The 20,710-nt window shown below is 46.0% G+C and carries 21 protein-coding genes; 5 read left to right on the top strand and 16 right to left on the bottom strand.

Annotated elements, in window-relative coordinates:
* Nucleotides 1-52 precede the first annotated feature (52 nt).
* Nucleotides 53-466, bottom strand: a complete 414-nt coding sequence (locus STSP1_RS10890; protein ID WP_085756357.1) for an acyl-CoA thioesterase — start codon at nucleotides 464-466, stop codon at nucleotides 53-55.
* A gap of 76 nt (nucleotides 467-542) precedes the next feature.
* Here STSP1_RS10890 and STSP1_RS10885 point away from each other — a divergent pair, with 76 nt between their 5' ends.
* Both STSP1_RS10885 and STSP1_RS10880 read left to right on the top strand, forming a co-directional pair.
* Complete coding sequence (locus STSP1_RS10885) at nucleotides 543-731, top strand: DNA gyrase inhibitor YacG (protein ID WP_085756356.1); 189 nt, start codon at nucleotides 543-545, stop codon at nucleotides 729-731.
* Nucleotides 728-2,047, top strand: a complete 1,320-nt coding sequence (locus STSP1_RS10880) for a hypothetical protein (protein ID WP_085756355.1) — start codon at nucleotides 728-730, stop codon at nucleotides 2,045-2,047. Before STSP1_RS10885 ends, STSP1_RS10880 begins: the two co-directional genes overlap by 4 nt.
* 1 nt (nucleotide 2,048) lies before the next feature.
* Here the strand turns inward: STSP1_RS10880 and STSP1_RS10875 are convergent, their stop codons facing one another.
* Together STSP1_RS10875 and STSP1_RS10870 are read right to left on the bottom strand one after the other, a co-directional pair.
* Nucleotides 2,049-3,125, bottom strand: coding sequence for an RluA family pseudouridine synthase (locus tag STSP1_RS10875; protein ID WP_085756354.1), 1,077 nt, complete (start codon nucleotides 3,123-3,125; stop codon nucleotides 2,049-2,051).
* A gap of 82 nt (nucleotides 3,126-3,207) precedes the next feature.
* A complete protein-coding gene (locus STSP1_RS10870; RefSeq protein WP_085756353.1) occupies nucleotides 3,208-3,915 on the bottom strand; it encodes a tetratricopeptide repeat protein in 708 nt (235 codons plus the stop codon).
* A 201-nt stretch (nucleotides 3,916-4,116) separates the two neighbouring features.
* On the opposite strand from STSP1_RS10870, the gene STSP1_RS10865 reads away from it, so the two are divergent.
* From STSP1_RS10865 to STSP1_RS10855, 3 genes are read left to right on the top strand one after another with little or no spacing between them, the layout of a single operon-like run.
* Nucleotides 4,117-5,907: a SpoIVB peptidase S55 domain-containing protein gene (locus STSP1_RS10865; RefSeq protein ID WP_085756352.1), complete on the top strand. Its 1,791-nt coding sequence runs from the start codon at nucleotides 4,117-4,119 to the stop codon at nucleotides 5,905-5,907.
* A 12-nt stretch (nucleotides 5,908-5,919) separates the two neighbouring features.
* Complete coding sequence (locus STSP1_RS10860; protein WP_085756351.1) at nucleotides 5,920-8,136, top strand: SMP-30/gluconolactonase/LRE family protein; 2,217 nt, start codon at nucleotides 5,920-5,922, stop codon at nucleotides 8,134-8,136.
* Nucleotides 8,133-8,999 (top strand): fumarate hydratase, encoded by an 867-nt coding sequence (locus tag STSP1_RS10855; RefSeq protein WP_085756350.1) that lies wholly within the window; start codon nucleotides 8,133-8,135, stop codon nucleotides 8,997-8,999. The genes STSP1_RS10860 and STSP1_RS10855 overlap by 4 nt, the downstream gene beginning before the upstream one ends.
* A 6-nt stretch (nucleotides 9,000-9,005) precedes the next feature.
* On the opposite strand, the gene holA is transcribed toward STSP1_RS10855, so the two are convergent.
* The 13 genes from holA to STSP1_RS10790 form a co-directional block, all read right to left on the bottom strand.
* Complete coding sequence (holA, locus tag STSP1_RS10850) at nucleotides 9,006-9,998, bottom strand: DNA polymerase III subunit delta (RefSeq protein WP_085756349.1); 993 nt, start codon at nucleotides 9,996-9,998, stop codon at nucleotides 9,006-9,008.
* Nucleotides 9,999-10,077: 79 nt separating this feature from the next.
* A complete protein-coding gene (locus STSP1_RS10845; protein ID WP_085756348.1) occupies nucleotides 10,078-11,337 on the bottom strand; it encodes a M48 family metallopeptidase in 1,260 nt (419 codons plus the stop codon).
* 54 nt (nucleotides 11,338-11,391) lie between these two features.
* Nucleotides 11,392-11,697, bottom strand: coding sequence for a HigA family addiction module antitoxin (locus tag STSP1_RS10840; protein WP_085756347.1), 306 nt, complete (start codon nucleotides 11,695-11,697; stop codon nucleotides 11,392-11,394).
* 20 nt (nucleotides 11,698-11,717) lie between these two features.
* Nucleotides 11,718-11,999, bottom strand: a complete 282-nt coding sequence (locus STSP1_RS10835) for a type II toxin-antitoxin system RelE/ParE family toxin (RefSeq protein ID WP_085756346.1) — start codon at nucleotides 11,997-11,999, stop codon at nucleotides 11,718-11,720.
* 44 nt (nucleotides 12,000-12,043) lie between these two features.
* Nucleotides 12,044-12,610: a LemA family protein gene (locus STSP1_RS10830; RefSeq protein WP_085756345.1), complete on the bottom strand. Its 567-nt coding sequence runs from the start codon at nucleotides 12,608-12,610 to the stop codon at nucleotides 12,044-12,046.
* Nucleotides 12,611-12,641: 31 nt separating this feature from the next.
* Complete coding sequence (locus STSP1_RS12595) at nucleotides 12,642-13,019, bottom strand: TFIIB-type zinc ribbon-containing protein (protein WP_085756344.1); 378 nt, start codon at nucleotides 13,017-13,019, stop codon at nucleotides 12,642-12,644.
* A 76-nt stretch (nucleotides 13,020-13,095) separates the two neighbouring features.
* Complete coding sequence (locus tag STSP1_RS10820) at nucleotides 13,096-14,061, bottom strand: ATP-grasp domain-containing protein (protein WP_085756343.1); 966 nt, start codon at nucleotides 14,059-14,061, stop codon at nucleotides 13,096-13,098.
* Nucleotides 14,062-14,137: 76 nt separating this feature from the next.
* Nucleotides 14,138-15,406 (bottom strand): ABC transporter permease, encoded by a 1,269-nt coding sequence (locus tag STSP1_RS10815; protein ID WP_085756342.1) that lies wholly within the window; start codon nucleotides 15,404-15,406, stop codon nucleotides 14,138-14,140.
* Nucleotides 15,393-16,082: an ABC transporter ATP-binding protein gene (locus tag STSP1_RS10810; protein WP_085756713.1), complete on the bottom strand. Its 690-nt coding sequence runs from the start codon at nucleotides 16,080-16,082 to the stop codon at nucleotides 15,393-15,395. Before STSP1_RS10810 ends, STSP1_RS10815 begins: the two co-directional genes overlap by 14 nt.
* Nucleotides 16,083-16,105: 23 nt before the next feature.
* Nucleotides 16,106-17,584 carry an efflux RND transporter periplasmic adaptor subunit gene (locus STSP1_RS10805; RefSeq protein WP_085756341.1) on the bottom strand — a complete coding sequence of 493 codons (1,479 nt, stop codon included), beginning with the start codon at nucleotides 17,582-17,584 and terminating at the stop codon, nucleotides 16,106-16,108.
* The gene (locus tag STSP1_RS10800) at nucleotides 17,581-18,804 is read right to left on the bottom strand and encodes a type II secretion system protein GspD (RefSeq protein ID WP_085756340.1); all 1,224 of its coding nucleotides are present in this window, start codon (nucleotides 18,802-18,804) and stop codon (nucleotides 17,581-17,583) included. Before STSP1_RS10800 ends, STSP1_RS10805 begins: the two co-directional genes overlap by 4 nt.
* 130 nt (nucleotides 18,805-18,934) lie before the next feature.
* Nucleotides 18,935-19,876, bottom strand: coding sequence for a DUF362 domain-containing protein (locus STSP1_RS10795; RefSeq protein WP_085756339.1), 942 nt, complete (start codon nucleotides 19,874-19,876; stop codon nucleotides 18,935-18,937).
* Nucleotides 19,873-20,700 carry a hypothetical protein gene (locus STSP1_RS10790; protein ID WP_085756338.1) on the bottom strand — a complete coding sequence of 276 codons (828 nt, stop codon included), beginning with the start codon at nucleotides 20,698-20,700 and terminating at the stop codon, nucleotides 19,873-19,875. The genes STSP1_RS10795 and STSP1_RS10790 overlap by 4 nt, the downstream gene beginning before the upstream one ends.
* Nucleotides 20,701-20,710: the final 10 nt, after the last annotated feature.

Below are 20,710 nucleotides of genomic sequence, written 5' to 3'. Positions count from 1 at the left end.
GGGCGGATTTTCCCGCCCGTTTTTTATTCTTGAGCGAAAATATTGGTTGAGATTAGTCAGCAGGGTAGAGGAAATCCGGTATTTTCACAGGCTTTCCTTCGCCGTCAACGCAGGCTACAATTGTTTTGCCCTCAGCAACGGTTACCTTTGTATCATCCCTGAAAAGGGTGTATGTATGTTCAATCTTAGCCTTAGTTACATTAGTGCACTCAGTTCTCAAGGTTAGCTTCTGGTCGTAGTATGCCGGTTTGCGGAATTTAACCTGAATCTCAGCCACCACCATCCGGCAGTTATTTTCCTCTAAAAATGAATACGCCATACCGTTCTCACGCAGAAGCTCGGTACGGCCTATCTCAAAGTATATCGAGTAAACGCTGTTGTGTACTATCCCTCCCTGATCTGTTTCTGAATATCTCGGGATAATTTGCGTTTCACATATTGAATTTTGTAATTTTCTCTTAGTCATTATAATAAGTATTCTAAAATTGGGATTTACAGTTTTTTCTTGCCAAAAACATACAGAGTATGAGAGAATATATAAAATGAATAGTTATGCAAATAAAAAAGTGTTTTCCTGCAAGAAATGCGGGAAAGAAATTCGCGGCCTTAAGGAAAACCCTCATTTCCCATTCTGCAGCAAAAGGTGCAGATATATGGATCTTGGCAGCTGGCTCAGCGAGGAATACACAATGGAAAAGCAGGAATATTATGATACCGGAGAAGAATTATGAACAGCGAATCCGGCACGAACAGATGTCTCAGTGAATTTTTTAAGAACCTTTATTTCACCCAGATTTTCAAGGCATTCAGGATTGCCATAAACCCTTCAAGGCTCTTTATTGCCTTCCTCGGGGTAATACTGCTTATAGCTTCGGGCTATCTGCTGCAGCACCTTGAGAAGGGGGTGAATATAATTAACAAAAGTGAGGCCGAAAAGTTTCACCCTGAAGTGGCGGAAATTACTGAAGGCAAGTCCCCAATCACAGAGATAGATGTTTATCTTAACAAACCTCACGAACTGCATAAATTTAGGAATGCTGAATTCAGCAGGCAGATAGGAGTTTTCAGGGCGCTGGGCTGGAAGATCTCGGGCAGCATAAATTACATCACTCTTGAAAGCGTAAAACTAAATGCTCTCGGCATTTTTACGGAGCTGGGCAACCTTGCCAAAACAATTTTCTGGTCTATCAAATTTTATCCGCTCTTCGCAATCCCCTATTATCTTATTTCAGTTTGCGTGCTGGCCTTTTTCGGCGGAGCGGTATGCAGAAGCGCTGCGATAGAGCATTGCTCCGGCACAAAAACCGGCCCGGGGGCAGGCCTGAGGTTTGCATCTGAGAAGGTATGGGATCTTCTCTGCGCTCCTCTTGCACCGATAGTTCTTATGATATTTCTTGGCTTTATAATATTTATTGCAGGTGCAGCTGGGCGTCTGCCTGCTGTAGGAGATTTTATCTTCGGATTCTGCGCTGTTTTCGGGCTCATAATCGGATTTGTAATCACGCTTATTCTTATAGGCTTTCTTGCTGGGGTGCATATGATGGCGCCAACAATTACAATTGAAAATTCAGATTTCAACGAGGCGGTAAACCGCTCATACGGCTACGCTTATACAAAACCATGGTATCTGCTGTTCTATTCGCTAATAAGCGTATTCTATGGGGCAGTATGCTATATGTTCGTGAGGCTGTGCGCATATTTAATGCTTCGAATCACTTACGCCTTCTTTGAAGTTTCAGCAATAAGCGGAGACTGGGGTCTCAGAGAGCACTGGGCAAGGCCTGTATTTTTCAATCTCAGCGGGACGATGGGAAACGGGACAAATTTCGGCTCTGAGCACCTGCTTCTGAACATTGCCATACTCCTGATTATCAGCGTTATCGCAAGCTTTATGGTCAGCTTCTACTACTGCTGCTCCACAATTATATATACCCTGCTGAGAAAAAAGGCGGACGGTGTGCCGATAGAAAAGATCTTCCTCTTCTCAGAAAGCAGAAAACATACATTAGCTAAAGAAAATAATCAAAGCGGGCAGGAGGAAAGCTGAATCAGCGGTATGTTCTGAGCATATCGAGAAGGCTTGCCATATCGTGGTGTAAAGGCGCCTCAAAGCTCATTCTCTCGCCGGTACGGGGATGATTTATCTCAAGCCAGCCTGCATGGAGTGCCTGGCGGTTTATCAGGATGTCCTGCGGGCTCGGCAGTTCGTTTTTAATCTGCCAAGGATAAACAACCTTACCGCCGTACATTTTGTCTGCAACTATCGGATAGCCCAGATGAGACATATGAACGCGTATCTGATGCGTTCTGCCGGTGTGGATGTCTATCTCCACATACGCATACCCGTTGAACCGCTCAAGCACCTTGTACACCGTAATAGCCTTTTTGCCCTCATCTGAACGAACTGCAAATTTCTCCCGAACGGTCGGGTGGGGGCCTAACATATTCTTTATCATATCGCTGTCGAGCTCAGGGGTGCCATGAACTACAGCAAGATATTTTTTCTTTGTAGATCGGTTTTTGAACTGCTGGGCAAGGTTGTATTGTGCATCGTCGTTTTTAGCAACTATAATGCAGCCTGTGGTGTTTTTATCGAGCCTGTGAACAATCCCGGGACGCATCCTCTCACTCCCTGAAGAAAGCGTTTTGCAGTGGTATGCAAGGGCATTGACGAGAGTGCCGGTTTTATAGCATCTGGCAGGATGAACCACCATCCACGGTTTTTTGTTCAAAACGATTATATCATCATCTTCATAAATAATGTCAACAGGGATATCTTCTGGAACAACCTCCTGATCCACAGGGGCAGGAAGGGTAATCTGAATTATATCATCCTGATTGAGGCGGTGAGATATCTTCACCTGCTCATGGTTTACAAGAATCTCGCCCGAACGGATCAGCCTTTGAACGAGAGTTCTTGAAAAGCAGTTGAAACGTGAGGTCATATACTGGTCTATACGCCTGAACTTCAGATTCGGCCCTACCTTAATACAAATCTGCTCGCCGCCCTGATAATTATCCAAAAGATTCTGGAGCTCAGTGGCGTTTGCAAACCTGCCTTCAGGTGTCCAAATCTGGTTTTGATCCAAATCTGCCTGATTGTACTGCTTTTCACTGATATTCATAACTGTTTGAGGTTTGAATTAACGTAAATAAAATGCTCAGCGGCTCCCAAATGCCGCAGACACGCATAATTCTTACCTCAAATCAGGAACTTTGTTCATTTTGCTGATTCTGCTCTTTTTGTGCAGTCTCATTTTCCTGCTGTGCGGAATTGTTTTCAGCAAAATTAAAATCAGTTTTCAAATCTGAAATGAATTTGAGTCTTTTCTCTGCAAGTTCGGGTAAAGCGGTGTTAGAGTATTTTTCGCTTGTAACGAGCTTCCCGAGGATGTTTGAGGCCTGATCAAACTGCTCAAGATCTATCCGGCAAAGGGCAGTCCCGAATTTAGCCATCCCGTCAACAAGCGGATCTTCGGAAGCAGTTTCCTCGGCCTTCTGATACATCTGAAGAGCCTCTTTTATTTCGCTTTCTTGTGCGTCCTGCTTCCATATCGAAGCACGCATCGCATCAGCGGCCTTAACATAAGCAAAGCCCCTCTGCACAGGGGAAGTGAGGTTATCGGCCTTAGACAATGCTTTTTCTATCAGCGGGTCTATAGCGGCGGGCTCTGCCTCTCCCTGCCTGATTTCTCCGAGCTTGGTATTAACCTCCTGGAATATGTCATTAACCGCAGCCTGCTGCTTAACTTCCGGTCTTACAGGCTCCTCCTTGGCAAGCCACATAATTCCCGCTGCAACTATAAGGCAAATGCTTATTATTTCCCTTATATATTTCTTTATAAAACCCGGCGCGTTTTTGATAAATTCCTCAAAATCGTTACGCTTTAATTCATGGCGTTCTTCAGAATCCATTATTCAACCCTTATTAAACTACATATTTAAATTAGATTACAAAACGGACATTATAGAAACTTTGCTTTTGGCTTGCAATACTTGTTTAACACTTATAAAATTTAACTGGATTACAGATTACGAAAACGCTAAACCTCTGCAGGCTTTTTTCGTACAAATCGGCGGAAAAGGAATTTGCAGAATAAGCAACAGGAAATTGATATGCACAGAAAAAAATTTTTATTTATTGCCTTTCCGGCCTTATTGCTGGCTGCAGCAGTAAGCATAAGCGGAGCATCAGAGATAGACACTTCAAAATATATGCCTCTTGAAGAAGTTAAAGCGGGCATGGAAGGCTATGCCCTTAGCGTTTACAAGGGCACGGAGATTGAAAAATTTCCTATACGGGTTATCAGCGTAATGGAAGACTACCGCCCGGGTCAGGACGCCTTCCTCATTATGGGCACAGGCAAGAAATTCAAGCATACAGGTCCTGTTGCAGGCTGCAGCGGCTCCCCTGTTGTAATAGACGGGCGTATAGCCGGAGCACTTGCGTTTGGCTGGAGCTTCCCGAAAGACCCCCTTTACGGCGTTACGCCAATAGAGGAAATGCTCGCTATAGACAGGCGGAAAAAACAGCTTCAAATAATCGAATCCCCATCAAGCATAGCCAACCTCACCGAGAGCGAACTCAACTACAAGGCAATCTGCCGCAAAATTAACACAAAAGCCTCAAATCTGCTGGCAGGTCAGCAGAGCCTTGTATGCTCGTCATTCAAACCCAGCACTGTCTCCGGCTTGGAAGGGCTTTCTGCGGAGAATATGCTTTATAACGCAGCGGGCGGGGGCAGCAGTTCAAACGCACTGCCAAATTTTGAGCCCGGTTCTGTAATTTGCGTCCCGCTTGTTGACGGGGATATAAAAATGAGCGTAGTGGGCACATTAACCGCTGTTGAAGGCGATAAGATATTCGCTTTCGGCCATCCTTTCACAGGCGAGGGGAAGGTTGAACTGCCCTTCTCTGCGGGCATTGTGCATACAGTTGTTGCAAGTCAGCAGAGATCAATGAAACTGGCATCTTCAACTATGCCTGTCGGTACACTCACAGCGGATGAGGAAACGGGGATATACGGGGAGATAGGCAAAAAGCCTCCGCAAATTAAAATGACCTCCAAAATCTTTTCATACGATACCCCGAAAACAAAGGTTTATGAATGCCTGCTTGCAGACCATCGGTTATTCTCGCCTATGCTTGCTCAGAGCATTATCACCAGCACCGCCTCAAAAAATTCACAGCCCCCCGAATTTCACTCAGTTTATTACAAAGCTGTTTTGGATGTGGAGGGGATTGATGATATAGTTATTGACAACATATCCAGCGGGGCTGGAATGAGAACGGCTGCCTACGAGGTAGGCGGAATACTTGGCCTGCTTCAAAGCAACGAATTCCACAGACCCAAAATTCACAGCATAGATTTTACATCACGAATCGAAGATAAAAATATTCAGGCGAAAATCACCTCTGCGGAGGTTAGCGATTTGGAAATCCGGCCCGGAGATGAGGTAAACATTGACCTTATCCTTGAAAAGGAATTCGAAAATGAAAAGAGGGCTCAGATTTCTCTGGAGATCCCTGAAGATGCAGCCCCGGGAGAAAAGGAAATCCTTATATCGGGCACTTCTCAATACAAGGCCTTCGTGAATAAAATGGAGCCGGACAGGACTCTCTACGATGATTTCGATTCAATGGTAAAAGCAATCAGAAAAGATATGAGCTTCGGAAAACGCATCGGGCTCTATGCTTATATGAAAACTCAGCGCAGCGGGATAAGCTACGGAAAATTCAATCTGGCCAACCTTCCCGACAGCAGAGCGGCCGTGATAGCTAATCCGAAGCGGAATTATAAAGTGCAGCCGGTTTACGACTGGGTTAAGAACAAAATTGATGTTCCATACATCATCGACAACAGTATAAAAGTGAAAATTGAGATACTAAACAAGAGCGAAAAGTAACGGAGAACCTTAATGAAATACGCCGGAGAAATATTATTCTGCTTGGCTTTTGCTGCTTCAGCATTAGCTGTAAACTCAAAACTCTATAAATACGACACAGCAATGGATTTCAGTGCCGGAGAAACAGAGAACGTGGCAATAGATTCCGAGGGCACCCTGCACCTGAACAAAAAGCATAAACTCCTTGCTGAAAAGCTTGAAGATGTATGGGCAGTGAACGATATAGTTGTAATTGACGGCAAAATTTTCGCCGGTACAAGTCCTAATGCAGGGCTTTTCAGGATAACTGAAGAAAAGGCTGAAAATATTTACCGCTCTGAAAAGAAAGAGGACAAGCCCGTTGGGCCTGTTAAAGAAGAAAAGAGCGAAGAGAAAGATAAGGCTGAAAACAGCGAATCAGAGGAAAAAGAAGAGATCGTTAACGAGCATATCTTCGCTGTGGAGAAAGGCTTCAATGGGAAACTCACCGCTGGAATCAGCGGGAAAGAGTGCAGAATTCTGGAATTCGGGAAAGACCAGAGCAATCCCGAAACTCTCTGCAAGATAGAAGACGCTGCCTTTATATTCGACCTGCAATTTCACAAGGGCAGCCTCTATGCAGCTACAGGGCCAAACGGCAAGATTTTCAAGATATCCGCTGACGGCAAGACTGAAGTATTCTTCGACAGCATAGACCGCGGCATAACTGTAATGGCTTTTTACAAAGACAAACTCTATGCCGGCACAGATAAAAGAGGCCTGCTTTACTGCATAGATATGGAAACAAAAAAAGGCAAGGCTCTTTTCGACTCGCCGGAAATGGATATAACCTCAATAAACTTCGATGATGAAGACAACATCTACATAACCGCAGCAATTGAAGACCCGTCCGCTGAGAGCAAGAACGGCTCTGATATGCCCAGTTATATGCCCCCGCACCCCAAGGAAAGCGAAGACAAAAAGGAGGAAAAGCTTTTCACGCTCCAAAACGGAGGCCTGCGTTTGAAGCTCGCAGCCACTGCAAAGAAGGATATGCTTGAGCGGAAGGAAAACGGAGGCGATAAGAAAGAGAAGGTTAAAAGCGCTTTATATAAAATAGCTCCGGACGGGATCGTTTCGGTTCTCGGCAAGGGCAGCGGCGTTTTCCTCGATTCGATTATGCATAAAGGAAGGCTCTGGGTGGCAGACGGCAAAGACGCCTCTCTCTCCCAAATTGATACAGACAAGATAGTTATTGAAAATGTTTACAGAGACAAGATATCCTCTGAAATAACCTCACTCTACACCGCAGGCGGCAAGATCTATGCGGCCACAGCAAACCCGCCCCGCATAATTGAATTTCACGACGGCCTGAGCTCAGAAGGCTGGTGGCAGTCTGATACGATTGATGCAAAACAGCCTTCAAAATGGGGCTCTGTAAAGCTTGACGGCAAAATCCCCGAAGGCTGCAGAATCGAATTCTCTGCGAGAGGAACAAACGTTCAGAACGCAAGAGAAGAAGATTTCACTGAATGGACAAAACCTCTATCAGCCCAAAGCGAGGAGCCTGCAATTGAAGGAAGCCACAGATTCCTTCAGCTCAAGCTGATGCTCAAGGGCAGCGAAAATCGTTCGCCTAAGGTTAATGCAGCGGCAGTTGCAAGCGTTGTACGGAATATAAAGCCGGTAGTAGCGGCGCCTATGATAAAATCAGAGGAAAAGAAAACCGAGGCAGTTATAGCAATCCCAGCCAAAGACGAAAACGATGACGAGCTGATATTCAGTATTGACATACAGGGGGAAGACTCCGATAGATGGGTAAATATCGAAGAAGACCACAAGGAAAAGAAATTCAAGTGGGACACATCAACTGTGCCGGACGGGATCTACAAGCTCAGGGTTACCGCTAGCGATAGGCTCAGCAACGGGCCGGAAAATGCTCTGGAATCAGTGAGCACTGAAACTGAATACATAGTTGACAACACCCCGCCTGTGTGCTCAGGGCAAAATGTGGAAACTAAGGGCACTGAAGGGAAGGTGAAATTCACCCTCACAGACAAATATACCGTCATAGGCAAGGTAAGCTATACGCTCAACAGCAGCGACGACTGGAATACAGTTATACCGGACGACCTGCTTGCTGATTCGAAGAGAGAATCTTTCACTATTACCTTGAGCGGACTTGAAAAAGGCGATAACATCCTTGCTGTAAGATACGCGGACGAGGCAGGAAACAGCGCGTATGAACGTTTTGTAATGGAAGCCGAATGAGCAGGAGAGTTCAATATTCCCGTATTGTGCAGGCAGTGAGGCAGCTTTGTATAGACAGCTGCTATGAGCTTGGGGAAGACGTTTTGGAGGCTCTTCGTGAGGCGGAAAAAAGCGAGACGGCCCCGGCAGCAAAGGGCGTTTTGAATCAGCTTCTGCAGAATGCGGAAATCGCCTCAAATGAGCGGATTCCGATATGTCAGGACACCGGACTCGCTGTGTTTTTCGTTGAGCTGGGTGCGGATTTACGTATTGAACCGCCGGGGGATAACCCTCAGGCAACACTTGAAGACGCAATTAATGAGGGAGTGCAGCTGGGTTATACCGAAGGTCTTCTCAGAAAGAGCGTTGTGGCAGAGCCGCTTTTCAGCAGGGAAAACACAACCGATAACACCCCTGCCATAATACATTACAGCCATACTTCGGGCGATAAACTCGAAATATCCGTTATAACAAAGGGCGGGGGCTGCGAAAACAAAAGCAGGTTTAAGATGTTCAATCCCACCGCCTCAGCCGATGAGATAAGCCACTGGATCTGCCGAATAACTCAGGAGGCGGGAGCTAATGCGTGTCCGCCGTTTGTGATCGGCGTGGGGATTGGCGGAGATTTTGAGCTGTCTGCCATATTGAGCAAAAAGGCACTTCTTCGAAGCCTTAAAGACAAAAATCCAAACGAAAATTACGCACGGCTTGAAGATGACATTCTAGAAAAGATAAATCAGACAAACGTTGGGCCTCAGGGCTTCGGAGGAAGAACTACAGCCCTTGGCGTAAAAATTGAATACGCTCCCTGCCATATAGCATCTCTGCCTGTTTCGGTGAATATTGAGTGCCATGCACACAGGCACAAAATGACTAACCTTTAGAGCGGGCTATTTTTTCCTGTTTCTGCTTGCCGCCTTAACAACAAGCTGCTCGATCTCAACCTTCACCCTTGCCTGTCCGGTTTTGCTCTGGTAGTCTATCCTTCTAAGAGCTTGGATAACCTCTGCGATATTCACTAAAGGCCAATTTCTGAGCCCCCTGAAGAACTGATCGCTCTTATACCTTATTCCCAGCATTTGTCCTGCTCTTTGCTCGCTCTCGCCTTTGCTGAGCATAGCCTTGGCCTTGAACATACGCCTGAAATGAAATGCAAACGCCCCTACTGCGGTATATTCGGCGTCTTTGTCTGATGCGAACAGATTCCTCAGCCTGCTCACCGCCTGCCCCGCCTGTCCGCTGGACATCGCATCAATAACATTAAACACGCCGAAGGTTCTGTTTGCCCCGCAGAGAGCTTCTACATCCTCCTCTGTGATTTTATCCCTATCGCCCACATAAACAGCGAGCTTTTCAATCTCGTTTGCTATCATCTGGGGCTCTTCGCCTGCAAATTCAATAATAAGGCGTGCAGTGGAGCTGCTGAGCTTCTTGCCGCAGTTATTCTTGGCATACTCGGCAGGATAAAATGCCATCTCCCTGTACGAAGGCCTGCTTATCTGCTTGAGCCGGCCGGCAGATTTTATCTTCTTGGCAATCCTCGTATTACTCCTCAGGGCAGAGGCCGTGAGAACGAGAATCCCCTTAGAGGCCGGAGAATCGAGATATTTTATAAGCAGCTCTGAATTGGAGCTTATAAAATTATCCGCCTGCCTGATCAGCACCACCTTCCTCTCGGCAAGGAATGCCGGGGTTCTAAGCTCATCGAGAACGTGAGAGGCTTCAGTTTTATCCGGATCTAAAACAACAAGCCCCATCTCCTGCTGCTCTGGCGGTATAAGAGAATTAACCAGCTTTTCGCAATCCTTATTCACAAGGAAAGAATCCTTGCCCACAATTGCATAGACCGGAGGTATTTTTGTTTTGCTCTGAGTTTTTGCCATAAGGTAAATAATAATTGTTTGGCGTGCAGCCGCAACAATTTTCGTTCAAACGTTATTATCAAGCAGCGAAATGAATCCGCTAAACAGCAGCGGCCGCAGCGGAGGCGGCGGCTACGTTATGCAAAGTTCCGCATTTGGGGCACTTTACCTTTTCGTGTTTGTAGTCCGGCGGGATTTTCAGCTTCAGCCCGCAATTGCAGGTTAGGAAACGGAAGCTGTTTGCGGTCATAATCATATCGCCGATTTCCCTTGCCTTTTCTTTCCCGCTCATTTCATTGAGCCTCTCGGCGGGCGAGCGTTTTGAAACGCTCTGTTCTTTTTCGAGCTCTCCCTCTGGTATTAGGTTGGATTTCTTGCCCTCATGCGTCTGAGAATAAGATTTCTGATAATCCTTGTATGATGCCCCATGGCTCATATTCCGGAGGATTCTAATTCTCTCCTCGGTAGGCGGATGGGTGCTTGAGAGCGAGCTGAATTTCATCGCATTGCCTTCTTCGGGGTTGTAGATATACATCGGTGCTTTCACCTTGCTTGTTTTCTCCGGCACAACCTTGCCCCTTGAGATCTTTTCAAGGGCGTTTGCGAGGCCTTCGGGATATCTGGTAAGCCTTGCAGCGGAGGCATCAGCGAGATACTCACGTTTGCGTGAGATGGAGAAGTACATAAGCTGGGCGAGAATAGGGGCGAGAATCGCAAGCACGAGAGCCAGCAGAAGCATTGCAACCTGAGCTCCTCCGCCTCCTCCGCCGGAAGATTTGCTTCTTGAGGAATATCTCCCGCCGCCGCCGAGCATACCAAAACGGAATGTCCAGAGCAGCCCCTCAGAGAGGAAAACAATCGTTCCAAGCATAATCCCGCAGTATGTCATATAGAGGACATCTCGGTTGAGTATGTGAGACATCTCATGGGCAACAACGCCCTGAAGCTCGTCCCTGTTCAAACGGGACATAAGCCCTGATGTTACCGTAACGCAGGCGTTTTCGGGCTTTGTGCCTGTTGCAAAAGCGTTCATATGGTTTTCCGGTATTACATACACCTTCGGCATAGCGGGAAGGCCCGAGGCAATCTTCATCTCTTCAACCACGTTATAGAGCTGGGGGTAGTTTTCTTTGGTAACCTCAACCGCCCTGCTGCCGGCAAGGAAAACCTTACCGCCCGAGGCAGCAGCAATCAAAAACTGAACCAGCCATATCACAAAAGCCGCAAGGATGCCGAAATACCCGCCGTAAACGGGATCAATATACATACCGATAAACCAGCCGAGAAACAGCATAAAACCAAACATAACGGTTATTAGAAAGGCTGATTTTCGTTTATTCGCTCTGATAAGTTCCCACATCAAAAATATCCCTTAGACCGCTTCAAAAGCGTGCAATCCTGTTTAAATTAATTTTCATCCTGTAGATTTCACAATAGGCCCAACATCATAGATTCGGTTTTCCTGCTTTGCCACAGCCAAATCGTAAGTTATCTGCCCGTTGAGCCAGAACTGAGCCGTAGTTCCAAACGCCTGAGAAAGCAGCCATGCAGTTTGCGGGCTCACAGACCGCCTGCCTCTGCAAATCTCATTTACCCTGCGGAGAGGTACGCTAATATGTTTTGCCAGCTGCGTCTGGGTGATACCCAGCGGAGTTAGAAACTCTTCCTGCAAAATCCTGCCCGGATGAACCGGAACTGCCGGTATATTTAATGATTTCATTTTAACACCTCGTTTAATTACTAATGATAGTCTGTTAGTCTGAGATTAAATGCATAATTACCATGCCATTTGAAAACTAATCTCCATTGCTTGTTTACTCGAATACTATAAAAGCCTTCTAATTTCCCTTTAAGCGCCTCAAGATGATTTGAAGGCGGAACCCTCAAATCCTCAATCACTTCGGCAAAAGCAATCATATTCAACTTGTTTCTTAAAACATTAACTATATTTATGGGAATATTTCTTCTTTTATCTTCGAGCCAAAACAGCTCAAGCTTTTTATCTTGGAAACCGCCTATCATATTTACATTATACCGTATAACGACGTAGTGTCAATTGTTATTTATCAGAAGCTCACTTCTGGGGCCTGACGCTCCTGCTCGTTTTCCACCTCGAAGTAGTTCCATTTAGTAAATCTGAAGATCCCTGCCACAATGTTTGATGGAAACATCGAAATTTTGTTGTTGTATGTCATTGCCTGATCGTTATATCCCTGCCTGGCGAAGGCTATTTTGTTTTCAGTGCTCGTAAGCTCTTCCTGCAGAGCGAGGAAATTCTGATTGGCTTTGAGGTCCGGATAGTTTTCCACAGTAAGCAGGAACTGGCTCATAGCACCGTTGAGCTTCTGTTCAGCATCTATTTTCTCATTAACATTACCGGCTCCAAGCGCCCTGCTCCTGGCATCAACAACGCCCTGCAGGGTTTCCTGTTCGTGTTTCATATATCCCTTGGCTGTTTCCACAAGATTCGGGATAAGATCGTGCCTTCTCTTTAGCTGCACATCAATCTGAGACCATGCGTTTTTCACCTGATTGAGGAAACGTACAAGCGAGTTGTACATTCCAATCGCCCAGAAAATCAGCAATACCAGAACAACGCCAACTACAATAAGAACAATCTGCGAGGTACTCATCTTATTAACTCCTATTCATCAAACTATAAAACTATTTTGTTTTTTCGAGATTTTCAAACATACTTTTCAAAAGCGAGGCAATCCTGCTTTCAGCTCCGGAGGCCGAACAAATCACCTGATTAAGCTCGCCCTCATCAAACCACAGTCCGTGGCCTGAGGGGCAGGAATCTACAAGCACCTTTTCGCTGCCGATATACACCTTTCCCATTTTGCGCATACATATCGGGCAGCGGAGCTTTTTTTCGCTCACTTCGGCCTTCTCAAGGGCAAGGGATTCGCCCGCCTCGCCAAGCAGAAGCTCAAGCTCGCCGCTGTCGAGCCAGATTCCGCTGCACTCTGGGCAGTAGTCTATTTCAACTTCATCAAGCTCGAGGATAATCATCGGCTCTTTGCATACCGGACATTCCATATATAAGCCTTTTAAAATACTATATCAGTTTACTATAACAGAAATCTATTTCTATACGCCAAATACAAATTACAGTTCAACCCCAGATCTCCGAATCGTATCTGTACATCTTCAGCCCTGCCTGAAAACTCTCAGGGGCCTGGCTGATGCCTTGAGAAAGCTCCTGCATAATCCAGAGCGGAAAATCTGCGCCCGCCTTAAACGTAAGCGGTGCGCCGCCACCGAACCTTGCGTTTATCTCAATAAAATACAGCTCGCCGGCGGAAGTTTTTATAAGCTGCACAGTGAGAACGCTCAAGCCCGGACGAAGCATTTCTGCAAGAAGCCGGCACTGGGATATCATATCCTCGTCATACTCTGTTTCACCAATACTAACCTCGCCTGCCCGAACAGCAATCCTTTTTCGAGGAACAACGCACTTTACTTCATTATCTTTTGAGGTAAAAATATCGCACGTGTATTCCTGGCCGGATATGAACTGCTGAATGATGCTTTTGGGGATTTTATTCGCGTAAAACTCCAGCTCATCGCTGCCGGAGGCGAGAACTGTGTTTGTGCTTGCAGACCCGTCCCAAGGTTTAAGGAAAAATTCTTTCGCTTCTGATGCGAGTGCCTGCTTAAGCGTGTAGATTTTGGGGCACTTCAGCCCTGCGGATTCGAGGAAAGCAAGCGTTTTTCGTTTATCGCGTGCAATTTGAACAGCAGGCAGATTGGGCACAAAAACCGTGCAGCCGGCATTTTTAAATATCGCCCTGTTTTCAGCGAGCAGGATCAGATCCAGATCAATAGTTGGGACAAGCAGATTTATATTTTCCGCTCTCACGATTTCCAGAAGCTCATCGAGATAAGAATCCGCATAAACAGGGCTCACCTTGAATGCCTTATCGCTCTGCTGCCCTGCTGCACATTCTTGCCCGCGCATATCTGCTCCGTTTATCGCAGCCTTGAAACCGCCCTTTTCTGCCGCCTGCCTGAAAGAATTTAGAAGGGACACACGCCTTCCGCAGGAGGTGAAAAGTATATTAAAACCATCTTTGAGCATCACTAACCCTTAAAATCACTGTCAATGCGGGTTATTTTAGCTTTTTATGCCCATTTGGCAATATTGTAAAAACGGATTATTCTGCTCTGAGCACTTCTATAGGATTCTGCTTTGCTGCTTTCATTGCGGGGTATGTGCCGAAAATAATGCCGATAGAGCAGGCAATAGCAAATGCCACTACCATAATCCAGTAAGAATATATCACCGGCCAGCCGGCATAGTATGCCACAGACTGCGCAAGCCCTATGCCTGTTGCGATACCCACAATAGAGCCGAGGGCAGTTAGTGTAACTGTTTCCACGAGGAACTGAAGCAGGATGTCTTCCTTTTTCGCCCCAAGGGCTCTTCTTGTGCCAATCTCTTTTCGTCTTTCATAAACGCTTGCAAGCATAATGTTCATAATGCCCACGCCGCCGACGATGAGAGAAATCCCTGCGATTGAGCCCATAACTACGGTAAATATCTGCTGGGTTTTCTGTCTCTGCTTGAAAAGCGAATAAGGGACTATAACCTCCCAGTCTTTCTTCTCTTTATGCACCTTCACCATATAGTTCTTCAGCCTTCTGGCAGTGTTGTTTATGAATTTGAGCTCTTTCACCTTCGCTATTATCAAATCATAATGCACAACAGTAATGTTCACACTTCGCCTCTTCATATCATAGGAATATCCATCGTAGAGGTCGGAAACAGTTTTCTGAGGTGCAATGATCATATCGTTTATGCTTCCCAGATTTGCAAGCTCCGAGCCCGAAGGGTCTTCAATCTCCCCCACAACTCTCCAGATAGAATTTTTCGCCCTTATCGTTCTGCCTATAACATTCCTGCAGCTAAGGCCAAAATACTTGCGTTTTACGTTTTTGCCGACAACGCAAATTCTCGCCTGCGATTTAGCATCTACAGGGGAAAGCCATCTGCCTCTGATAAGCTCAGCTGATGTGGAATCTAAAAAGGTTTTATCCGCTCCCACCAGCTTCAAATCAAGCAGTTTTGTTCCTGAGAGAACTTCCATTCTGGTATCGGTTACAGTGGTGATTTTACCAACATTATCCATCATACGAAAATGCTGGAGGTCTTTATCCGTGATTCCGAACTGCTCAACCATGCTCTGATTCTGGCTCGAAGTTTCACTGCCTACATCAGAGGGCTTTTTGCTGTAAACGATGATATTTTCAATCCCCATAGACTGAATCTGTGCGAGTGATTCTTCACGTGCGCCCTCAGAAATTGCGAGCATTGCTATCACGCTTGCGGTTCCGAAGATTACCCCCAGAGAGGTGAGTCCGCTTCTTACCTTATGCTTGAAGAGATTGTGCAGAGAAAGTGCGTATAGATCACTGAGTTTCATAATCCGCTTCCACCTTCCCGTCTCTTAGATACACAACCCTGTCGAAGAAACTCTCGTATTCGGGGTTGTGGGTTACTGCAATGATAGTAGTGCCGTTTTCATTTAGCTCTCTGAACAGATCCATAACCTCGTTTCCGGTTTTCTCATCGAGATTGCCCGTAGGCTCATCAGCAAGGATGAACGTGGGGCTGTTGGAAAGGGCTCTCGCTATTGCCACTCTCTGTCTCTCGCCGCCAGAGAGCTCGTATGGACGGTGTTTGAGCCTGTGGCCAAGTCCCAAACGCTCGGCGAGCTGTTCTGAGATTGTCTGGCGTTTCTTTTTATTCATATTCCCGTAAACAAGAGGAACCTCAATGTTTTGGGCAACACTGAGATAGCCGAAAAGGTTGAAGCTTTGAAAGATGAAACCGATTTTTTTGTTTCTCAGCTCAGCGAGCCTTCGGTCTCCAAGTGTGCTTGTGTTTGAACCTTCAAGGCAGTAGCTCCCTTTTGTGGGCAAATCGAGAAGACCAAGCAGGTTCAGCAAGGTTGATTTGCCTGACCCTGAGGCGCCCATTATCCCCAGATACTCCCCTGAGTTAACAGAAAAGTTGATCCCTTTTAACACGGGGACGTTTCTCGTTTTGGAGATCTGATAGCTTTTATGAATTTCACTGAGCTCTATAACAGAGTTCATCATCTTCTCACAGTCAAATGGTTTTATTCAACAGGCTCAAACAGGCATACTTTATCGCCGGCATTAAGCCCTTTTTCTATGCTTACAAAATCATCGTCTGCAGGGCCTATCTCAACATAAACAACCTCGGGGCTGCCGTTTTTCGTTCGATAAACAAAGAGCCTGCCGTCTTTCTCGAAAACAGCCTCTATCGGGACAGCCAGAACATCCTTGAGCCTCTGAGAGATAATCTTCACCTGCACATTCATCCCCGTAACCATCCTCTCGTCTTTTTCCTCTTCCGGCACGGTGATTCTGGTTTCGTAAATCTTAGGCGATGCGGGATCCCAGCGGAGCTGATTGACGGGCAGAGGAGATATATCGGAAACTTCACCCTTAACAGAGAGCCCCTGTATAGACTCGACAGTAACCACTGCCTCATCTCCAATATTCACCCTTGAACGGTATATCTCCGGCAGGTCCATATCAATCATAAGCTGCGAGAGATCGGGGATCGTTAGAAGAACTTCCCCCCTGCGGACATCCATACCTTCGGTAGGCTCTTCGTCCCGCCATCTGTCATCTGTATCGCCGTAGAGAACCACTCCATCAACAGGGGATTTAAGTTCCATCATGGTGAGGTATTCCCTGTGGCGTTTGAGTTCTTTCTCGAGCCTCTCGATATCGTTTTTATGCCTCTGAATCTGATTCTGTTTTTGTATGAGGCTTGAATCAGCGCGAACCTGAGTTTTTTTCAGGTCCAGCCGGCTTTGCTCAAGGTTATTCTCCAAAGTAGTTATTCTGTTGCGGTATGTGTATCTGTTGAATATCTTGTCATCAATGAGAACGTTTTCATAATTGATCTGCTCACGTTCAATTCTGCCTTTCAGCGTTTCAAGATGCTCTTCTGCCTCGTTCTTTTCTTCCTGATTGTCATATACGGTTGACTGATGCTCTTCGTATGCCTCCTCATATGCCTGCTCAGCTTCATCAACCGCTTCACGAGCATTTTCCACTTCAACGGTCTGTTCGTCCCTGAGTTTTGGGCCTTCAAGCCTCAAAAACTTCGAAAGCTCCTCTTCGGCATCAGTAACCCTGTCTTGAGCCTGCCTGAGGTTTGCCTCGTTCTCACTCTTCTGGATTTCCAGCTCTTCCTTGGCAATGCTCAGCTCCTTCCTAGCATTCTCAAGCTGATTTTCAAACTCATCCACTTGGGAGACAAGCTCTTCATCATCAAATTTAACCAGCACATCGCCTTTCTCCACCTCAGAGTTTTCATCAATCACCCAGCTAATCTGAGTGCGGTAGGATGCCTCGTACCTTATTTTATGGTTCTTAAGCGAGTTTACTGTGCCGGATTCTTCCACCCCGATAACTATATCACGGGGCTCAACGGTGAAGTATCGGTCGAGGTGGCTTGAATCTTTGGAGCTCTTGCTGTGATTTTTTGCATCCTCGCAGCCAGACACTGAAATCAGCAAACCAGCTGCAAGAATTATTAAAGCAGTGGTTTTACTATTCACTTTTTCTCTCCGTTATCTTCTTCGTTTGTCCTGTTTGGGAAGAGTGCGCTGGAATTTCTTATCTGGTCTCCGGTTTTTCTGATAGCCTCTGCCTGTCTTTCGATATCGACAAAAGTTCCTACGGAATTCTGCACAACTTTAACTTTCATAACGAAAATCAGCTGCTTGATTATCTTTGAATCATCCTTCGACCTGAAAAGCCCGCCAATAAGCGGCAAATCTCCAAGGAAAGGAACCTTGCTGTCCTGCTTGAGGTCTTCTGTGGAGTACAGCCCGCCCAGCATAATAATCTCGCCGTCCTGAACGGTAAGCTCTGTTTCCACGTTCCTGATAGTAATCACAGGCGTCTGTGTGTTGTTGAATTCTTCGTACCGCGTTACCGTGCTCACCTCTGGGTTAACCTGAAGCTTAACGGTCTTCTCGTTGATTCTGGTGGGAGTAACCTCAAGGCGTATGCCTGTTCTTTTGTATTTAATATCAGTATTAACGGTGCTGCCTGTTGTGGATGTTGACTGAATCGGAAGGTCTTCACCAGTAACGATATTCCCACGTTTATTCAGCGATACAACCACATTTGGAGAAGACAGGATTTCTGCATTATTAGCTTTCTTGAGCCAGTTGGCAAGATAGTTGAAGGTGTTAATCTGCCCTTCCACGCCTACCGAATATGGCGAGAAATCCAGCATATCCGGCTTCTGTGTGTAGTTTGTGTCTGGGTCTGCTCCCGGCGGACGGAGAGATTTGGATTCCTCGTCGTAAACAAAACTCAGCTGCTGGCGGTAATCATCTCTTACAGAGACCTCTATAACCTTAGCTTCAACGAGTATCTGAGGTATCGGAACATCCATCGCAATAATCACCTCCTTGATCTGTTCAATCCGGTCGGTAGTATCGCTTACGATTACCATATTCTTCTCTTCGCTCTCTTCGATAAGCCCGTTTCGGCTTATAGCTGCTTCAAGTCCGTCTGAAACCTCTTTGCAGTCTGAATATCGGCACCTGTAAACAAGCGTTGAAAGCCCGTCCTTCCCGTCAACAACCTTGACATAAGGGTCTTCCTGAACCTCAGTGATATTGGTTTGAGGCTTGATTTCCTCGCTGAAGAGATTTTCAAGCTGCCTGATAACTTCCTGCTTGCCGTCTAAACCTTCATCAGCTGATGCAAAAACAAAGGAAGAGCTGATGAATAAAGACAAAATCAAAATTCGTGAAAATTCCATATTTACCCCGATATTAATTGTTATTTAATGCATTTGCTGCACTGACAATGTTGTACTAATTACCTAAAATTTCCTTAAGAGGCAATAAAAAGATTATGTTAAAAACTTAAAAAAATCTATCAAGTATAATCTACCTTTTTGCTTTTATTTTAAGCATAATCAGCAGCTGTTTAACTGCGCTTCTTGCAATTCGAGAAAAAGTAAAAGAAATTGGGATAATCCTTGCTTTCTGAAAATCACATCCTGCAACCAGCTCCGGGTTATCGCCAATCATATAAGCCTGCTTACCCTTAAAAGAGGGGTTTTGTTCGATATAATATTTTACAAGGGGCAATTCTTCTATGCTGTAATCAAGCAGTCGTGCGCAGGCAAGCTCGCAGCTCAATGCAGAACTTCCCGCTAACGTAATCCCGAGATTCCTTGCGTTTCCGTTGAGGGGACCTCTGCCCTCCATACATACTATTCCGTCTATGAGATTAAAAACGGGGGCAGTTTTCTCGTATATCCCGAGGATAATGGCTGCAAAGTCTTCAGGGTTTTTCCCTCGCTTGTAATGCCAGTAGGCCTTTCGCTTCCCGCATACAACTCCAAACATATTTTTGAACGCAATTGTTGCAGTGAGCTGCTGATGGGCCTTGAGCTTGGGGAGGTTTATAATTGCATCTGCTTCAAGAGCCTCCCTTGAGATATTAACGTCTATATCAGCAATGGGCAGGCGGGTTTTAACAGAATTGCTGAATGTTTTGATCTCAGCACCGATTTCCCTCAGCTCGCCGGCTGCTCCAAGCACCTCAAGGCAATGCTCAGCATTAGACCAAGCAGGAGAATCTGCCACGGTAACCTTTGCTCCATAATCTTTCAGCAGTCTTGCTGTTTCGATGATGAAGGCAGGGTGTGTCTGGCTCGGCCTTTCGGGCGGATGAGGGGCAATCAAGTTCGGCTTAAGAATCAACCTGTCTGAGCGGGATACGAGCTTGTCGAGCCCGCCGGCAAGTTCGAAGTGCTTTGCGATTGTTTCGCGGAGCCTCTCCCGCTGATAATCTTTGCAGTATAGAAATGATGCTGGTTTCATAATACGGCAGTGCAGGCTATAACATAAAAACTGAATCTGGACTCATCTTCGCTGTGCTGGAAGAGCTCTCTTGCAACGCTTTTATCCTGAAGCGGCAGGCTTTCGGGCATCATAAGGATAAAGCTGCCCCGCTCCATCCTGCAGCTTAGAGCGCAGCTCTCGAATTTTGTTTTGCCGGCGTTTTTGAGGCGTGGACGGATAATCTCAAGCGATTCAGCAAGCCCTGCTCCGTTATCAAAAAACGGCAGCAGAACAGCTATATCGCTTCCGCCTCGCCGGATGGTTGAAAGGGTGATACCGTATCTTCCCGAGCAGAGCTGCCTGTCCTTGGCCGTATTTCTTGAATCTACATAAATAACCGTTCTAAGACCGTGAACTTCACGAAGGTAAACATCGTCGCTTCCCTCCTGGTAAACCACTAAATACGTTCTGTTTTCTGTATCAGCGGATGCCTCTTTTACAGCATCTGAGAGGATCTTTAAATCCCCGCTGTCTCCAGCCTTGTAAAGCAGGCCGTTTCTTTGGGCATTTTTATCGATTTGAGTTTCAGGGCCTGCTTCAATCTCATTCACTGGTATTCGAAGCTTTGCAAAATTCTTCTTTTGTGCGCTGTATGTTATCACTCTGTATCTAATCTGAGATTCATTTCTCTTATCAGGCTTAACATCAGCAGGTGTTTTCATTCGTGAGAAGTCTGTTATCTTGAGTCCCTCATAATACCCTGCCTCCCTGCCGAGATTGACATTTGCAGTGCTGCATCCTGCAAGGGCAGCTGAGATAATTAGTGCTGTCAATAAGTGAAATAAGGCGTTATATATTTTCATATTTTGAATT

The sequence above is a fragment of the Sedimentisphaera salicampi genome (assembly GCF_002117005.1).
GTDB classification, from domain to species: Bacteria; Planctomycetota; Phycisphaerae; order Sedimentisphaerales; family Sedimentisphaeraceae; genus Sedimentisphaera; species Sedimentisphaera salicampi.
Note: the sequence above shows the minus strand (reverse complement) of the source record. Positions and strands in the feature narration are given on the sequence as shown.

What these genes read in the sequence shown, in the direction of transcription:
- holA (WP_085756349.1), bottom strand. Translation starts at nt 9,998, where the DNA reads ATGGCAAAAACTCAGAGCAAAACAAAAATACCTCCGGTCTATGCAATT.
- STSP1_RS10840 (WP_085756347.1), bottom strand. Translation starts at nt 11,697, where the DNA reads ATGAAATCATTAAATATACCGGCAGTTCCGGTTCATCCGGGCAGGATT.
- STSP1_RS10855 (WP_085756350.1), top strand. Translation starts at nt 8,133, where the DNA reads ATGAGCAGGAGAGTTCAATATTCCCGTATTGTGCAGGCAGTGAGGCAG.
- STSP1_RS10860 (WP_085756351.1), top strand. Translation starts at nt 5,920, where the DNA reads ATGAAATACGCCGGAGAAATATTATTCTGCTTGGCTTTTGCTGCTTCA.
- STSP1_RS10885 (WP_085756356.1), top strand. Translation starts at nt 543, where the DNA reads ATGAATAGTTATGCAAATAAAAAAGTGTTTTCCTGCAAGAAATGCGGG.
- STSP1_RS10815 (WP_085756342.1), bottom strand. Translation starts at nt 15,406, where the DNA reads ATGAAACTCAGTGATCTATACGCACTTTCTCTGCACAATCTCTTCAAG.
- STSP1_RS10845 (WP_085756348.1), bottom strand. Translation starts at nt 11,337, where the DNA reads ATGTGGGAACTTATCAGAGCGAATAAACGAAAATCAGCCTTTCTAATA.
- STSP1_RS10830 (WP_085756345.1), bottom strand. Translation starts at nt 12,610, where the DNA reads ATGAGTACCTCGCAGATTGTTCTTATTGTAGTTGGCGTTGTTCTGGTA.
- STSP1_RS10795 (WP_085756339.1), bottom strand. Translation starts at nt 19,876, where the DNA reads ATGAAACCAGCATCATTTCTATACTGCAAAGATTATCAGCGGGAGAGG.
- STSP1_RS10875 (WP_085756354.1), bottom strand. Translation starts at nt 3,125, where the DNA reads ATGAATATCAGTGAAAAGCAGTACAATCAGGCAGATTTGGATCAAAAC.
- STSP1_RS10865 (WP_085756352.1), top strand. Translation starts at nt 4,117, where the DNA reads ATGCACAGAAAAAAATTTTTATTTATTGCCTTTCCGGCCTTATTGCTG.
- STSP1_RS10890 (WP_085756357.1), bottom strand. Translation starts at nt 466, where the DNA reads ATGACTAAGAGAAAATTACAAAATTCAATATGTGAAACGCAAATTATC.
- STSP1_RS10790 (WP_085756338.1), bottom strand. Translation starts at nt 20,700, where the DNA reads ATGAAAATATATAACGCCTTATTTCACTTATTGACAGCACTAATTATC.
- STSP1_RS10810 (WP_085756713.1), bottom strand. Translation starts at nt 16,082, where the DNA reads ATGAACTCTGTTATAGAGCTCAGTGAAATTCATAAAAGCTATCAGATC.
- STSP1_RS10870 (WP_085756353.1), bottom strand. Translation starts at nt 3,915, where the DNA reads ATGGATTCTGAAGAACGCCATGAATTAAAGCGTAACGATTTTGAGGAA.
- STSP1_RS12595 (WP_085756344.1), bottom strand. Translation starts at nt 13,019, where the DNA reads ATGGAATGTCCGGTATGCAAAGAGCCGATGATTATCCTCGAGCTTGAT.
- STSP1_RS10820 (WP_085756343.1), bottom strand. Translation starts at nt 14,061, where the DNA reads ATGCTCAAAGATGGTTTTAATATACTTTTCACCTCCTGCGGAAGGCGT.
- STSP1_RS10835 (WP_085756346.1), bottom strand. Translation starts at nt 11,999, where the DNA reads ATGATAGGCGGTTTCCAAGATAAAAAGCTTGAGCTGTTTTGGCTCGAA.
- STSP1_RS10800 (WP_085756340.1), bottom strand. Translation starts at nt 18,804, where the DNA reads ATGGAATTTTCACGAATTTTGATTTTGTCTTTATTCATCAGCTCTTCC.
- STSP1_RS10880 (WP_085756355.1), top strand. Translation starts at nt 728, where the DNA reads ATGAACAGCGAATCCGGCACGAACAGATGTCTCAGTGAATTTTTTAAG.